This window comes from Cohnella nanjingensis, from assembly GCF_014212125.1.
Classification (GTDB): Bacteria; Bacillota; Bacilli; order Paenibacillales; family Paenibacillaceae; genus Cohnella; species Cohnella nanjingensis.
On record NZ_JACJVP010000025.1, the window covers coordinates 151,396 to 166,645 of the forward strand.

Below are 15,250 nucleotides of genomic sequence, written 5' to 3' on the forward strand. Positions count from 1 at the left end.
CGGTTTGTGTTAACATGTGACTGTATTGTCACCCTTGCTTGAATTCATAATACGTTACTATTAGGTCACATGTCAAGAGGCATGGATTCGCTTTTTGTTGCGCTTGTCGTCGGAGGGAGGTGTTCCATATGGAAAATGAAGTGTTCAAAGCGCTCGCGGACCCGAGCCGCCGCACGCTCCTGGACTTGCTCCACCGATCGGACGGGCGGACGTTGAACGAGCTGTGCGCCCCGCTGGAGATGTCCCGATTCGGCGTCATGAAGCATCTGAATCTGCTGGAGCAAGCCGGTCTCATCACCACGCGCAAGGTCGGCAGAGAGAAGCTGCACTACCTGAACGCAGTGCCCATCCGCCAGATCTACGATCGCTGGGTGAGCAAGTATGCCGAGCCCTGGGCGATCGGACTCACATCTCTGCAAGATGAATTGGAGCGTGAAGCGAATATGGAGAATAAACCCCGCAACGTCAACCGCATCGCGATCAAGGCAAAGCCCGAGCAAGTGTGGCAAGCGCTCACGGACCCGGCCAAAACTTCGAAGTTCTGGTTCAACTGCGCCATCCGGTCCACCTGGGAGGCGAACGCCCCTTTCGAGCTGTGGAAGGGTGATTCGAAGCAGGCCGAGGGAGTCATTCTCGATATGGATCCTCCGAATAAGCTCGTGATGAGCTGGCGGCTCCTCGTGATCCCGAATGCGGCAGATGATGCGCCGTCCCGGATCACATGGGAGATCGAGGCGCATGCCGAGTATGCCGGCGTGACCCTCGTGACCGTCGTGCATGACGAGTTCGAACAGGCGCTCCCGACCGCCAAGGTATTGGAGAACGGCTTGCCGATCGTGCTCTCGGGCTTGAAGAGCTTGCTGGAGACGGGATCGGGGCTTGCCGGGAAGTAGAGGGAGAGAAACCATCCCGTGCAAGTCGAACAAGAAAAGAATTGCAGAGGATCTTAGCGGTAGAAGCTCTTCTCTCCATGCAGCAAAGCCAGCCTCCTGCGGCTGGCTTTGTTGTTGATTGGACTGAATCGCGTTAGCCGGCAGCCTTGATCAGCTTCAACTGCGCCTTATCGGCCAAAACGATCGCTTCCCCGGAAGCTCATATGCCGGGCCGCATCGAAATCGGGATACGGCAAGTACGGGTTCGGCACCTGGCCTTGATCGCCGCGCATGAGGAAAATTTTGTGGCCCGCAGTCTTCGGATTCTCGGTCATGACGCGGGTGCTGGTCGGGATATAGCGAATCGTCAAGCCGCAACGACGATGGGGAGAGCGATTCGCTTTGGAGCCGTGAATAATATTCGGATGGTGAATAGATACGCCGCCCGACTGGAGTACGAGGTCTACGGCTTGGGATTCGTTCACGAACTTCTTCTCGATCTCGGAGCCGAGCACGTTTTCGACGTCGAAACTCCCTTGCATCTCCTGCAGCTGCAGCTTGTGCGAGCCCGGTATGACGCGCAGACATCCGTTCTCTATCGTCGAGTCGTCCACGGCCAGCCATAACGTGATCACCTTCATCGGCTCCAACGGCCAATAGCTTCCGTCCTGGTGCCACAATACCGGTTGGCCTGTAAAGGCGGGTTTGCAAATGTAGTGCGAGGCAAACAGCGCGATATCCGGTCCGATGAACGTCTGCGCGATGTCGAGCAGCCGCTCGTCGCTGACGAGCCGCAGCCAGAAAGGGTCGTCGTGAATCAGATTCGTGTGGAGATTCTCCGGACGCAGATCGGGATTTTTGCGAATCAGCCAATCGACGTGCTCCTTCGCTTCTTGCATGAGGTCGGCATCCAGCACTTCCGGAAACGTAAGGTAGCCGTCTCTCTCGAATTGTTCGGCAATTTGGGACGAAATGGCGGTTGACACGGTCATCCTCTCCTTTGATCCATGGGTTCTGGAATGCGATGAAGAACTTAATGTAAGACTATCGCAACCGCGACGCACCGTCTTTGTACCGGAAAGACCTTGTTTTGTACGGATACGCCATTCTATAATTTACAGAGAACCTGGCGCGGGGGAGTATCCATGAACATCAACCACCTGAATACGATTCCGGACGATCTCGCTTGCGGAGAAGAAGCGGCTTTTCACGTCCATTATTGGGGAAGTATCGCCGATCATCATGCCCATTCGCTCCATAAGCATTCCTTCTTCGAATGCTGCTACGTGACGCACGGAGAAGGTTATTACCACGAGAATGGCGCGCATTATCCTTTGCACGAGGGAGACATCTTCTTGTCCAGACCGGACACCTGGCACCAAATCGAGAGCCCGTCCGGCATCGGACTTGCCTGGGTGGCCTTCTTGATGAAGGAAGAAGGCGCGTCGCCCGACATGCTCCGGAAATACCGGCAGCTGGCGGATACCGACCGGATCTTGGTATCCTCGGCCACCCCTTCGCTGACGGCATCGTTATGGCAGGCGCTGTGGAATGCCGAATCTGCCGAAGTCTACAATCGGCCGTTGCTTGTGCCGATCGCCTACAGTCTGATCCTGTCGTTCTTCCAGACTTTCCTGGAGGATACCGAGCGGAAGCCGGCCCTCTCCAAACCGCAGGAATCCATCTTGCTGCACAAGGCGAGACTGTTCATCCACGACAACCTGTCGCTGCGCATCAAATTCAAGGATTTGGCCGAGTATTCGCACATTTCCGAACGGCATCTCTCCCGGTTGTTCAAGGAGGAACTGGGAATCAGCTTCTCCGATTACTACCGGAAAGTCAAAATCCAGAAGGCTACCGCATTGCTGGAGTCGACGGACTACACCTTGGAGCAAATCTCGGCGGCCACGGGGTTCTACTCCGTTCATCACTTCGCGAAAACGTTCAAGCAAACCACCGGCACGTCTCCGGGCCAATGGCGCAAGACAAGCCTCATTCCGCCCAAGCGGCAAGGATAACCCGGGCTTCTGCGCGGTCCGCACTATTCCCATCCGCTAGACGATCTGCCTTCGCCCGACGATGACCGATGCTGACGTACTTTCCATGTTGGTCAAGCGCCGGGAACATAAAAACCGCAGATCCGGCCGAGCCGAAATCTGCGGTTTTCGCGGGTGTCCTCTGATTGATCGGTTACGGCGTCAGCGCCGCCGTATAGAATCTCACTTCGCTTAGGCCGAATAGGCTCTTGATGCCGAAGGCACCTTCAAAAACGCCGCCATAATTGCCGGGATTCGGGTTCGTCGCGCTATTAGGCGAAATTCTGACATATCGGGCATTCACGCCGCCAAAATCGACGACTCCGCCGTCTACAAGATTCGTCGGCGCAAGCGCTGTCGTTCCATTCGTCGCCTTCGCGAACTGGTAACGGTATCCTGCGCCTCCGAGCGTCGTCCAGCTCATGCCGTCCAGCGAATATTCTACTGCCGCATATCGGATGCCAATGCCATTTTTTAACCACCCGGTGCCGTCATCTTCATTGTAATTCCAGACAACCATCTCGCCAAGGCTGTAATTGCCGCCCAGATCGAACCTTATCCAGTCGTTGTCGTCGTTGTTATCTTCCGTTGTCCTCCACATCGCGGAATAACGATTGTCGTGCGTATCGTTCATCCGACCGAGTAATCCGGACATGCCGGAATGATTGACTGCTTGCTCAGCCGTCATTCCGAATGCGGACTCCTCGCTGCCCGCCGTCGCGGTTACGCCGGAGATAAAGCGTTCCACGATATGAATCGCATAGTCGGCCGACATGACGCCGTCCTCCGCCGTCACCCTGAGAAGTTGCCCTTCGGCCAGCCGCGCCGCGCCGGCTAATTCCGGACCGCCCGGCGATTCCAGCACCAAGTAGGATTGCGGGGAACCGTCTGCCGAACCGATGCCGAACCGCAATTCGTCCACCGTCGTGCCGTACGCGGCGTCGACGACGCTCATGCCGTCCGTGCCGATCCTGTATGCAAACTCGGGCTTCACGGCAATGTCCGTCCGATTGCTGCGAGACTCATCAACCTGAATGGCGTAATAGGCCGTTGCCGTGTTGTCGGCTGATGTAACCTTCAGTACATTTCCTGTTGCCAATACGGCCGTTCCGTCAGCGAGCTTGCTGCCATTTGCCGATGCGTACACTTCATAGGTTTGGATGGACCCGTCCGCGGAATTTATGGCCGCGATTGCGCCATCAGCCGTCGTACCGTCGACAACGCGGATCTCCCCCGCGCTTATAGCGGTTATTACGCGGCCCTGCCCGGACTTAACGGCGATCTCCGTATTCGTTCCGGAATAAATCTGACGCATGTTGATGAACCGGGGATGATACATTTCGCCGTTATTGTAATGCACGTTGCCGCCGTCTTGCGTTGAATTCACATTGTAAGTAATCAGCAGCTCTCCGGGTTTGGAGATATTCGGATGCGCTTTGGCGTTATAGATGTAAGTTTCGGCCGCGCTGGATTTGTCCTCCGGCGTATAATACAGCGTGTCCGCCGGTCCGAATGGCCCGAACGGCGTATCGCCGATACTTTGTTTAATTAAACCGTGATCTCCGCTGAATAGACCGGTCGAATAAACGAGTCGGTATTTGCCGTCGTTCGGTCCGCCGATGATCGGCGTAACGCTTAGCTCCGGCGATACATCAACGCTGCTGTGCGAGATTATTTTAGCTTTGCTAATATCGTTAACCCAGCCGCCGTCGGTATAGAACCTCCATTTGCTTTCCTCTTCGAAATCTTCCGGCAGAACCCGCGCGACGAGCAGACCCCTGACTCCGAAGACGGTTTGGTATCCGTAAATATAAATGTAGCCATCGGGAGCCGGCGCGCCGGCTTCTGCCGTATTCGCCATAAATCCTGCGCCGAATTGATTTTCCAGCGACAGCATGTTCGGACTGCCATCGGGCTTGGTTCCCCATTGGAACTCGGTATGATAGAGCAGCGAGGTGTCGACCTGCGAATGATTGGCTATATCGAGCCGCCCATGGTCGATCGGAATCTTGATCGTGGACACGCCCACGACTTTGAATTGCCACCCCGGCGGCTGCGACGGATCCGGCGCCACATTCATGGCGGAGATATAGATATTGTTGTTCAGATTGATTCCGTCCTGGAACCAGTACCAGCCATCCGAAGATGCGTCAGGCGTCTGGGGCACGAATAGCCCCGTCGAGGTTTGCCCGTTCCCATCCGTTCCCCATAGGTAATTCATAGCAGCCGGATCGGGACTTCCCCCCGTTAACACGCCCAGCGTATTGTTTGTAAAGTCGGCAACGTTCCTGTATTTCGTAACCGGATTTACATTTCCGACAAACGTATCGCTGAACAGGAACAAAGTTTGGGTTTCGTCCGCTTTGCCGGGAGCGTCATAGCCGTTATAGGCAATCGTGTAGATGCCGTCGGACCCCGTCCAGCCGGATGTCTTGGCGACAAGAGCCGTCCAGTCGCGTTCAGGCTCGATGATCGTTCCGGGCGCGCTATAAAATCTCACCTGACTGAGCCCAAATACGGCTTCACTGCCCCAGTTGCCGTCGCCCGCCGCCGTATTCGGCACAATCTTGACGTATCTGGCACTGGCCGCGTTAAATTGGACGGCTCCTCCTCCCGCTAGATCCGTCGGTCCTTGCGCCGCCGATCCGGAAGCCCGGGCGAATTGGTAACTACCCAAATTCGTCCACGCTCTGCCGTCTACGGAATATTGCACCTGCGCATTTTTGATGCCGTATTTTCCGGCTTGCGCGTTATAGTTCCATACGCGCATTTCGCTTAACGGATACGTACCGCCCAGATCGAACTGAATCCAGTTGTTCGCACCGGGATTAGGCGCGGTCAGCCACATTTCCGCGCTTCGATTGCCATGCGTGTCCGATTTCCCCGATGTGCCGGACATGCCGTAATTGTTCACCGTATGGATAGCCGGAGTATCCGTTGAATTTACGCTGCCGGCAGAGACGTCCAGCACGGTTATATTCTGGCCGCTTGCCGTGACGTGGCTGGCATATCGATAAATACGGAGCTGGCTCAATCCGAATCTCGTCGGTCCCGCGGCGCCCCAGTTGCCGTCGCCTGCAGCCGCATTCGGAACGATCTTCACATATCTGGCCGCAACCCCTCCGAAGTCAACCGCCGTCTCTGCCGTTTGGGACGCCGACCCGGCAGCCTGCGCGAATTGCCGCGTAGCGCCTGTGCCGCCAAGTACGGTCCATGAGCTGCCGTCGGCGGAGTAGAGCAGCTGCGCGTTTTTGATCCCGCTGTTCGTCGCGCCCGGCTGATTGTAATTCCATACCAGCATGTTCCCAAGCGGATAGACGGCGCCGAGATCGACTTGAATCCAGTTATCGGTTCCCGGATTGTCCTCCGTCAACCACATGGTCGCGCCGCTCGCATCCTGATCGTGGGAATCGCGAACCCCATAATATCCCGACATTCCGGCGTTATTCGTCGCATGGACGGCATTGCTGCCCGAAGCTTCACTGCCAGCCGTCGTCGCGATCGGCGTCAGCATGAATGCATCTCCAACGGGATTTACCGTAATTTCGTATTCGGCCGCGGTGCCGTCCGCTGCCGTTACTCTCAATATATTGGCGGTCATTAACACAGTCGAACTCGTACTTAGCTTGGTCCCGCCCTTCTCCCTGAATATCTCATAGGTTTGGGCAGAACTGTCCACGGACTGTACGGCTGCTAGGAGCTGACCGACATTCGTGCTATATGCCACCTGAAGGGTTTCCGGCCAGATCCCTGTTACGACGGCCTCCTGTCCCGGTTTGACGCGAATTCCCGTGTTGGCCGATGCAGGGTCGCTCGGCGTCGGATTGCCCGGCGTGGGATTACTCGGCGCGGGCTGGCTCGGCGTCGGGTTAGTTCCGGCCCCGACAGTTGTTCCGCTATCGCCTCCTTCAATCCGATTCCCGCCAACATGGGCCGTTATATGAGGAGCAACGATTGTCGTTCCCGGCTGCCGCTCGATCGTCACGTTGTTCGAATGAATGTTGGCCGTCCCGATCTCGCCCTTGCCCTTCACGGCTACCTCGGCATTGGCGGTCATATTCGTCACTCTGGCCTCGGGCGCCATCTGAATAACCGAACCTGGCTCATGGACGATCAATCTCGAGACGGTTCCCCTTATGATCTGTACGGTAATACCGGGAACCTCCATGTTCACTTCGGCATAATCTCCCTCAAGAATCGCTCCCGAGCGGAGATCGACGCGGGAAACTTCCGTTGCCCCTTGGGCGTATATCCGAACCTTGCCGTCCTTCTTCTCGACGACCAGATCGCCGTTCAGCACGGAATCGATCAAACGGACGCCGTGCTCCCCGCCTCCTCGGACGAAGGTTTGTCCTTGAACCTTCACGTGGTCGAGGGTTACGTCGCCGTCCCCGATCCCCTCCGCCAAGATGAGATTCCCTTTAATCGTCATGTCTTTCAAGACGACATCACGCGTATTGACCACAAGGTTCGTGTCGACCGAACCGGTATAGGTGCCTGCCGCGTTCTTCAAATCTCCCGTAATGCCGTCCAGCATCTTCACCGCTTCCGCACGGGTAACCGGGGCATTGGGAGCGAACGCGTTGCCCGGTCTGCCCGATATGTAGCCGTTCTCGACAAGAGCGGATACGGCGTCTCTGCCCCATGCCGCGATTTGGTCCGCATCCTTGAATGTGCCGGCGACGCTCTTGTCGCGGACTGTCGATTGAAACGCCCGGTACAGGACGGCTGCTGCCTCCAGTCGGCTGATCGGCGAGTCGGGACGGAGTTTCCCCCGGCCGTCTCCGGACAAGACGCCCGCTGCAACCGCTTTAGATAACGCGTCTGCGTACCATGATGCTTCGCGCACGTCCGGGAAGCTCTTCTCGGACTTATCCGTATATTGGAATACCCTGGATAAGACGCTGACGAATTCCGCCCGCGTCATCGAGCGGTTCGGTTCGAACTTCCCGTTCGTTCCCCCGCTGATCACCCCCTTGGATGTCCATCTGTCGATCTCTTTCGCTGCCCAATGCTTTTCCGAGTCCGCAAAACCGGCAGACACGGAAACGGCATTCGTGAACAATAAGGCTGTCGCTAGACAAAGTACGATCCCTTTCTTTCCAACCTTGTACATGTCTTCCCCCCCGTTTAGGCTCTATCAATGAATGATCAACCCTTGACTCCGCCCGAGGCGACGCCGTCCAAAATCTTTTCGGAGAAAATCATGAAGAGGATCAAAATCGGCACCGTGGCGATGACCGAAGCCACCATCGCTTTGTCCATCGACAGCATGAGATTGCTCGTATACTTCATGACGATCAGCGGCACGGTCTTGTGCGAGTCGTTCTGCAGGAAAATAAGCGGCATAAAAAACTGGTTCCAGATCTGTACGGACATGACGATGCAAATGCTGAAAATGACCGGGCTCGCCAGCGGGAACATGATCCGATAGAACGTTTTCCATTCGGACGCCCCGTCCAGAATGGCCGATTCGTAGATCTCGCCCGGCATCTTGGCGAAGAAATCCGTCAACAGCAGCACCGGCATGGATATGCCCGCGGATAAGACCAGAATGACGGATGCGTACGAATTCAGCAGATGCAGGTCTTTCATGAGCAAGAAGAGAGGGAGCACGCCCAGCGATGCGGGGAACATGAGTCCGAGCAGAAAATAAACCTGCAGCGCGTTCTTGAACTTGAATTTGTAACGTCCGAGCGCGTAGGAGACCATGGACGCAAAAATGACGATGAGCACCAGCGTCGCGCCAAGGATTAGCGTACTGTTGAGGAAGTAACGGTGAAACTTCTGCTCCGTGAACATCTTGATATACGTATCGAAACCAAGCGACTTCGGGATGCCGAACGTATTGGTCAGCAATTCGCTTTTGGGCCGCAAGGAATTATAAACCATATACCCGAGCACGAACACGGTAAAGCACGAGTAGATCCACAGCAGGATGGAAGCTGCGGTTGCCGACTTCTTCTTTTCGGAAACGCCGATCATGTCAGACCTCCTCCCTGCGGCGATACGTCAACCAGACCTGGAGCATGGACATGACGAAGATCAAGAGAAACAATACGCATGCGACCGTGGATCCGAGCCCCATTGAATTCTCGCTAATGTTGCCTCCGAGAGGATTCCTGGATTCGCCGAACGCGATCCGATAGAACAGCAGCGCCATCACGTCCACGTCATGGTCGACTCCGCCGGAGACGCCCCCCAGAATATAGTTGAAGTCGAATACGGTCATGGAGACGATGTACGTAATCAAAATCATATTCAGAATCGTTATTTTCATCTGGGGCAGGATGATGCTGAACAACCGCTTCCAGAATCCGGCTCCGTCCAGATACCCTGCCTCCAGAGACTCCTTCGAGATCATCTTCATGGCTCCGAGGAAGAAGATCATGCCGACGCCGAAGCCGGACCAGGACATCATTAGCCAAACGATATTCATGCCATATCCGGGCAAACCCAGCCATGGCCGGACGTATTCGCCCAGACCGATCCATTCCAGCAATTTGTTGAAGACGCCAACGTTGCCGTCCAGCAGCAGCATAAAAATAAAGACGATTACCGGCGTCGAGATGAACTGCGGCGAAAAAACGGCCACCCGGAAAAACTTGTACCCTTTCACCTGGTTATAAATCAGGTAGGCGGCGATGATTTGCACGGGAATGAGAATCAAGACCGTCAGGACGAAGATCTGAAGACTGTTCAGCAAAGCGTTCGAAAATTGCGACATCATCTCCGAGCTGGTGAACAATTCAATGTAGTTGTCCAGACCGACGAACGTCTTCGGGCCGATACCGTTCCAGCGGAAAAAGCTTATGCTTGCGGCTGCCACGATGGGGTAGACGACAAACAGCGAGTAGATGATAAATCCGGGCAATAGAAACAGTAAAAACGGTCTTTTTGCAAGAAAGGACATGCCTGACCCCACTTTCCTCGGGTAACAAGTAAAAAACGGCTTCGTCGTCCTCTCTAGAGGGCGATACGTTTTTATCGGAGACCATTTAGCAATGAATAAGCGTGAAACTTATCCATTCAAAATGGTTAACGAAAGACCGTCATGCCTTCAGCAAACCCTACGGACGGCATGACGGCCTCCTAGACATCTACTTTTTGGCTAGTTCTTGTTGCAGAATTTGCGTCGCTTCCGCGCCGGTTATCTTCTTCAGCATCAGCTTCGGCAATATTTCCGTCAGCAGCAGGTCCTGGGGCTTCGACTTCTCATTCGCGGCGGCCGAGAAGGCGTGATAGATGTTTTTGCCGACTTTGTCGAATGCGGAGAATTCGGCTACGATTTCGCCTTTAGGCTTGATGTCTTTCACGATCGGCACGTGTCCGTTCGCATCCTCGACAATTTGCGCCGCTTCGAGGCTGCTGAGGAATTTCACGTATTCCGCCGCTTCTTTCGGGTGTTTGCTGGTCGCGGCCACCGCATAAGTCGTGAGGTTGTTCATGCCCTCCTGGGCATACCGGACGCCGTCCTTGCCGGGCATCGCGAACCGTCCGATGTTCATCGACGCTTGCTCATAGATCGTGTTGTTCCAGGTTCCGTCGAAGATCATCGCCGTCTTGCCGTTCGTGAAGGCAAGCTGCGCCGCTTTGCCGTCCATCGCGACGAAATCTTTGCCGTAATAACCTTTATCTACGAACATACGGTAGGTGTCGAACAGCTCGGTCATGCGTGCTTCGTCGATCGGTTTCCCTTCGTACAGGTTGATCATGTCTTCGTTAATGAAGGCGGGGGCCATCTCCTGAATCGGCCAGTAACGGTCGAAGTCTCCGTTGCCGCCTACCGCGATCGGCGTTACCCCGTTCGCGACGAGGGTATCCAGCGCTTTGAGGAAATCATCCCAAGTCTTCGGCGCTTCCAAGCTGTATTTCGCAAAGATGTCTTTGTTGTAGTAGATCATGGCATAGTCGAAGAAGGACGGAAGAGAGCTGTACATCTTCCCGTCAACCAACGTGTAGTTGATCGCTTCTTCCGGGAATCTGCTGCTGTCGATTTTGTACTCGTCGAGCGGAATGATCTGCCCGGCTTTCGCCATTTCTTTCATTTTGGTCGATTTGTTGCCTTGAACGTAGAAGGCGTCCGGCAACGTATTGGCCTGCAGGGCGACGTTGAGCGAATCTTCGTTCTGTGCGAACTCGTAGTCGATCTTGATGTTCGGATGCTTGGCCATGAAGGCTTCGTTGATCTTCTTGAACGGCTCCTCCGCGATGGCTTGATTGACCAAGTCCCCCCATACTTTCAAGGTGACCTTCTCGGCGGAAGCCGTGGAGCTTACCGCCGGACTGGAAGCGCTGTCAGAGTTGGCCGGATTAACGCTCTCTTTTTCTTTGGAGCAACCTGCGGCAAATACGACAGTCACGAGTAATGCCAAGAGAACCCCTCTACGTTTGACCATTTCGTTCCATCCCCTCTGTTATGAAAGCGTTCTAATTATTTGTCATTATAGCCCAGCCGAATTGGAGCGGTCTTTGCAGAATGGCGACATGGATTGATAAATAGAAGACATTACTTCCTTCTCCCATATGGATCGTTTAAAGGCTATTCGCTTATACGGGTAGCATCCGCTCCGTGCAAAAAGCCAGCCTCATCGGGCTGGCTCTCTCATTATCCTTTCACCGCGCCGGCCATCATGCCTTCGACCAAATAGCGCTGCAGGAAGACGAAGATGCAGACGATCGGGAGCACGCTTAGAACCGAAGCCGCCATCATGCTGCCCCAGTCCGTCTGGTATAGCCCTTTGAACAGACTCACGCCCGGCGTTAAGGCTCTGTGGGCCGCGATGACGATGGGTACCACCCACGGGATGATAATCACTCCACGGAAGAAGGTTCTGCCCCGTACCTTTTGATTCAGCGCGAAGGAGTCCTGTCGAAAAGAATGGAATAAATACAAAGCCAGCTGTATACGGCTGGCTTTGTTGCTGGTAAGAGCAAGTCAGAAAGTATGGACCTCACGGTTCTCATACCAATCTCAAATAGAAATCGAACGTTCGATCCAGTATCTCGGCAACCATCGAGACAAACCTCGCGTTGTCCCTATTTGTATGCGCGTGATCATTTCCATCAATGAATGGATGGATTCCGACAAGATCAATATGAATGAGCGCCGCCCTATCTATTGCCCTGTGAAGAAAATTTAGCAATCGATTTCTGATAATTTTGAACACATTGGCGAAAATGTCCTCTGTTATAATGACAATAAATCCCACGCAGATAAAGGGTGACAGAATGAGCTACGTCGAGTCCGTACAAAGAGCGATCGATTATATCGAAGACCATTTGACGGAGGAGCTTGATCTCTCCTACATCGCAGGTGAAGCGTATATATCGGTCGCTCAGTTGTACCGGGTGTTTTACGCGCTCACCGGGCATCCAGTCAAAGACTATATACGGAAAAGACGGATGAGCGTAGCCGCCGGCCATCTGCGCAACTCCGGCCGATCGGTGGAGGATCTTGCCTGGGACAGTGGGTTCGAGTCCTATCAATCATTCGCCAAAGTGTTCAAAAAGATCGCAGGAATGACGCCTGCGGCTTACCGCAAAGCCGATATATTCTACAGCTTCGAGCCGATCCGCTTGCATGAGAAAGTCGTCTACCTGGAGGACAAAGAACAAACGGAAGCGTTTCCGGATGTTAAAGTCATTCGCTTTATGCCGGAGAGAGTGTACACGTTTTTGTATACTGCCAGCCAGGAACAAAACATAGAAAACGATGCGTTTCAGGCGGCTTACGACAAAATTGCAGAGTTAATGCAGAACAATCAGAATTCCAAAGTCAGGATTTTCGGTCACAATGTCGATCCCCCCGAATCAGGGACTCACCGATACGGTTACCGGATCCTGCTTATCGGGAGCGGGGAAAGGCTCAGTGCCGGGTTTGACGAGCAACCATTTGTTGGCGGGTTGTACGCGGTTCGGAAAATCGCCGCTTCCCCTCCGGAAACGGTGCAGGATGGATGGAACCGCTTATTGGCCGAATGGCTGCCGAAGAGCACGTTTGAAATCGGCCGACACCAATATATCGAAGAATTCATCGCCTATAACGGCAAATTGACGAGAATGAACCTGTATCTGCCTGTGCAGCGTAAGCTTCATCCGGAATCGATCGAAGTCGTTGAACTGACTGCCAGAAGAGCCGTTTTCTGCCGGGGGATCGGTACCGACGCTCAGCGGAAAGCCGAAGATCAATTGATCCGGTGCCATGAAAAACGGTTGAAGGACCGGAAAATGTCGGCAGGTCGCTACTATATGTCATTCAACTATGGCTTCCATGATTCGAACGACAATTGGTGGGAGAACGGGATTTTGGAAAATGATGCGGAGGCGCTGGATCCGGAATGTCAATTGGAAGAGAAAGTATTCGGCCCTGGACTATATGCTTGCTGCATATCCAAACCATACGGTTTATTGATTGGAGTTCTGGACAAAATGCACCGCTGGATCGCGGCGAACGATCAGTATCGGTTGGATGAGAAGAGGCAATGGTTCGCGGAGTATCACACGGTTGAGGGCACGGACATTGAGAAAGATACCGTAGTGAAAATATATATCCCAATTTTCCATGGAGAGTGAAAGTCATGGCAGAGTCCGCAAAGAAGAACAAAGAAGAAAACTACCAACCGCAACATGTGCCGCAATCTCTTAAAGTCATCATGGGACAGCCGGTGGAAGGAAAAACGGCGGACCCCGCCAGTGAAAGTTTTGCCGAAGCATTTGCCGGATTGGAATCTGCCGTTGATTGCATGACTCTCGTGCAGCTTCCGGCTACCCGCCTGAAATCGACCATATCCTTTTACGTCGACGTCTTGGGCATGGCCCTGGAATATCCAGATCGACCGCTGGAAATCAATACGTTCCTGCAAACCGTACCTCGAATCGGTCCCGGGCTGCATATCCTGGAAACTCCGGATGCGGAATACCCCCGATTGCAAGGAACGGTGAACGGCAAGTCCATGGAATACGTCGCTTTGTACGCCAGAAGCTTAGCTGAACTGTACGGCCGGTTGCTGCAGGCCGGAGCCAGGATCGAACGGGAGCCATCCGATGGTTACATCTCTTTTTGCGATCCGGAAGGGCAATTGATTGCCGTATATGAACGAGCCGATTCCGGAATCAGCAGCCGGTTTCAGACGAACATTAATGGCTTCCGTCATCTGAAGATGTACGTTTCGGATGTAGGACAAACGGTGTCGTTCTTTGTAAAAGCCCTGGGATTTCAACAGATCGTATCGAATGAGCTGTCGGACGCCGTCTATATGGCGGTTCCTGGCAGTGCCGAAAATCAGCCTATGATCCGGTTGGTGCAGTTGCAGCAAGAAAAAATGCAGCCGATGCACTGGATGTTGAACGGCCGTCCGAAACACGCATTGGAGCTGCATTCGAAAAATATCCGGGCTTTGCGGGAGCGAGTGCTGGCATTCGGCGGAACCGTGCCGGAAGACTTGGAATTCACCGGCTGCGGAGGTTACCTCAAGTTTTACACGCCAGACGGTCACTACATCTGGGTCAATCAGGATCGGAGATATTGCGATTATTAAGGAGTGAAGGCTTGGCCAACGCACGGGCGATATTTATACCGGTTCAGCGCAATTCTTACAATCGCAGCAACTGCAGAAAGCCATAACCGACAGGATGAGGTGAGCGCGATGAATAATATATTTTAGAAAACCGATGCCGCCGTCACGGGCTTCAGCGGATGAGGGGAAACGGTATCGCATGCAGCGTCATGGATACAGAAAAAGAGCACCTGTTAAGGCGCTCTTTAATGGATGGCTGCCGAACGAGCCGCAGCATGCTACTTTTTGAGTTGGTTAGGGCTCGTATTCACAACCGTCGCCAGCATTCTTTCGCTTTTCACCATCTCGGATTGGCATTGGGAGCATACGGGCGCGATGGAGAACGTGAAGTTATCCCTCATCCATCCGTTGCAGCTCGCTCCAGGACATGACCAGATGGCGGTGATCTCTTCCGGCAGATCTTCTAACGGTCTTTTTCGCGAATAATACACGTACATCCCTCTTTCCGATCGTGTCATGGATGTAGCGATAAAAAATGCCCCAAACGATAAGTTCGGGGCACGGATTCCGCTCTAGAGCTTGACGACATTCTCGGCTTGCGGGCCGCGATTGCCTTGAACGATATTGAATTCTACGCGTTGACCTTCGTCCAACGATTTGTAGCCTTCGCCGACGATCGCGCTGAAGTGCACGAATACGTCGTTGCCGCCCTCGACCTCGATAAAGCCGAAGCCCTTTTCTGCGTTAAACCATTTTACCGTTCCCGATTCCATTCGTTTACCACCTTTTTTAGAGTGTCCACGCTCAGTATACTTCATCCCGC

Annotated in this window: 13 protein-coding genes; 4 read left to right on the plus strand and 9 right to left on the minus strand. The window is 54.0% G+C overall.

Annotated features, from left to right (window positions below; translation table 11 throughout):
* The first annotated feature begins 128 nt into the window (after window positions 1–128).
* Window positions 129–893: an ArsR/SmtB family transcription factor gene (locus tag H7C19_RS16060; RefSeq protein WP_185143665.1), complete on the plus strand. Its 765-nt coding sequence runs from the start codon at window positions 129–131 to the stop codon at window positions 891–893.
* Window positions 894–1,060: 167 nt separating this feature from the next.
* Here H7C19_RS16060 and H7C19_RS16065 read toward each other — a convergent pair whose 3' ends face one another.
* Window positions 1,061–1,858 carry a phytanoyl-CoA dioxygenase family protein gene (locus H7C19_RS16065; protein WP_221469279.1) on the minus strand — a complete coding sequence of 266 codons (798 nt, stop codon included), beginning with the start codon at window positions 1,856–1,858 and terminating at the stop codon, window positions 1,061–1,063.
* A gap of 159 nt (window positions 1,859–2,017) precedes the next feature.
* Between H7C19_RS16065 and H7C19_RS16070 the strand changes: the two genes are divergently transcribed.
* Entirely contained in the window at window positions 2,018–2,890 is an 873-nt protein-coding gene (locus H7C19_RS16070) for an AraC family transcriptional regulator (protein WP_185143667.1), read from the plus strand.
* A gap of 172 nt (window positions 2,891–3,062) precedes the next feature.
* On the opposite strand, the gene H7C19_RS16075 is transcribed toward H7C19_RS16070, so the two are convergent.
* The 6 genes from H7C19_RS16075 to H7C19_RS16100 form a co-directional block, all read right to left on the minus strand.
* Complete coding sequence (locus tag H7C19_RS16075) at window positions 3,063–8,024, minus strand: DUF5005 domain-containing protein (protein ID WP_185143668.1); 4,962 nt, start codon at window positions 8,022–8,024, stop codon at window positions 3,063–3,065.
* 35 nt (window positions 8,025–8,059) lie between these two features.
* The gene (locus tag H7C19_RS16080) at window positions 8,060–8,893 is read right to left on the minus strand and encodes a carbohydrate ABC transporter permease (protein WP_185143669.1); all 834 of its coding nucleotides are present in this window, start codon (window positions 8,891–8,893) and stop codon (window positions 8,060–8,062) included.
* A 1-nt stretch (window position 8,894) separates the two neighbouring features.
* A complete protein-coding gene (locus H7C19_RS16085; protein ID WP_221469280.1) occupies window positions 8,895–9,782 on the minus strand; it encodes a carbohydrate ABC transporter permease in 888 nt (295 codons plus the stop codon).
* Between the two features lie 226 nt (window positions 9,783–10,008).
* Window positions 10,009–11,283, minus strand: a complete 1,275-nt coding sequence (locus H7C19_RS16090) for an ABC transporter substrate-binding protein (protein WP_185143671.1) — start codon at window positions 11,281–11,283, stop codon at window positions 10,009–10,011.
* Between the two features lie 233 nt (window positions 11,284–11,516).
* Complete coding sequence (locus H7C19_RS16095; RefSeq protein ID WP_221469281.1) at window positions 11,517–11,726, minus strand: hypothetical protein; 210 nt, start codon at window positions 11,724–11,726, stop codon at window positions 11,517–11,519.
* Between the two features lie 145 nt (window positions 11,727–11,871).
* On the minus strand, window positions 11,872–12,120 hold the full coding sequence (locus H7C19_RS16100) for a Fic family protein (protein WP_313731699.1): 249 nt from the start codon (window positions 12,118–12,120) through the stop codon (window positions 11,872–11,874).
* A gap of 19 nt (window positions 12,121–12,139) precedes the next feature.
* Here H7C19_RS16100 and H7C19_RS16105 point away from each other — a divergent pair, with 19 nt between their 5' ends.
* Both H7C19_RS16105 and H7C19_RS16110 read left to right on the plus strand, forming a co-directional pair.
* Entirely contained in the window at window positions 12,140–13,483 is a 1,344-nt protein-coding gene (locus H7C19_RS16105; RefSeq protein ID WP_185143673.1) for an AraC family transcriptional regulator, read from the plus strand.
* Window positions 13,484–13,488: 5 nt separating this feature from the next.
* A complete protein-coding gene (locus tag H7C19_RS16110) occupies window positions 13,489–14,448 on the plus strand; it encodes a VOC family protein (RefSeq protein ID WP_185143674.1) in 960 nt (319 codons plus the stop codon).
* A gap of 257 nt (window positions 14,449–14,705) precedes the next feature.
* Here H7C19_RS16110 and H7C19_RS16115 read toward each other — a convergent pair whose 3' ends face one another.
* Together H7C19_RS16115 and H7C19_RS16120 are read right to left on the minus strand one after the other, a co-directional pair.
* The gene (locus H7C19_RS16115) at window positions 14,706–14,918 is read right to left on the minus strand and encodes a cold-shock protein (protein ID WP_185143675.1); all 213 of its coding nucleotides are present in this window, start codon (window positions 14,916–14,918) and stop codon (window positions 14,706–14,708) included.
* Between the two features lie 81 nt (window positions 14,919–14,999).
* Window positions 15,000–15,200, minus strand: a complete 201-nt coding sequence (locus H7C19_RS16120) for a cold-shock protein (RefSeq protein ID WP_185143676.1) — start codon at window positions 15,198–15,200, stop codon at window positions 15,000–15,002.
* Between the last annotated feature and the right edge of the window lie 50 nt (window positions 15,201–15,250).

Excerpts from the sequence above, each read along its gene's own strand:
- H7C19_RS16060 (WP_185143665.1), top strand. The coding sequence starts at position 129 with ATGGAAAATGAAGTGTTCAAAGCGCTCGCGGACCCGAGCCGCCGCACG.
- H7C19_RS16070 (WP_185143667.1), top strand. The coding sequence starts at position 2,018 with ATGAACATCAACCACCTGAATACGATTCCGGACGATCTCGCTTGCGGA.
- H7C19_RS16075 (WP_185143668.1), bottom strand. The coding sequence starts at position 8,024 with ATGTACAAGGTTGGAAAGAAAGGGATCGTACTTTGTCTAGCGACAGCC.
- H7C19_RS16080 (WP_185143669.1), bottom strand. The coding sequence starts at position 8,893 with ATGATCGGCGTTTCCGAAAAGAAGAAGTCGGCAACCGCAGCTTCCATC.
- H7C19_RS16105 (WP_185143673.1), top strand. The coding sequence starts at position 12,140 with ATGAGCTACGTCGAGTCCGTACAAAGAGCGATCGATTATATCGAAGAC.
- H7C19_RS16110 (WP_185143674.1), top strand. The coding sequence starts at position 13,489 with ATGGCAGAGTCCGCAAAGAAGAACAAAGAAGAAAACTACCAACCGCAA.
- H7C19_RS16120 (WP_185143676.1), bottom strand. The coding sequence starts at position 15,200 with ATGGAATCGGGAACGGTAAAATGGTTTAACGCAGAAAAGGGCTTCGGC.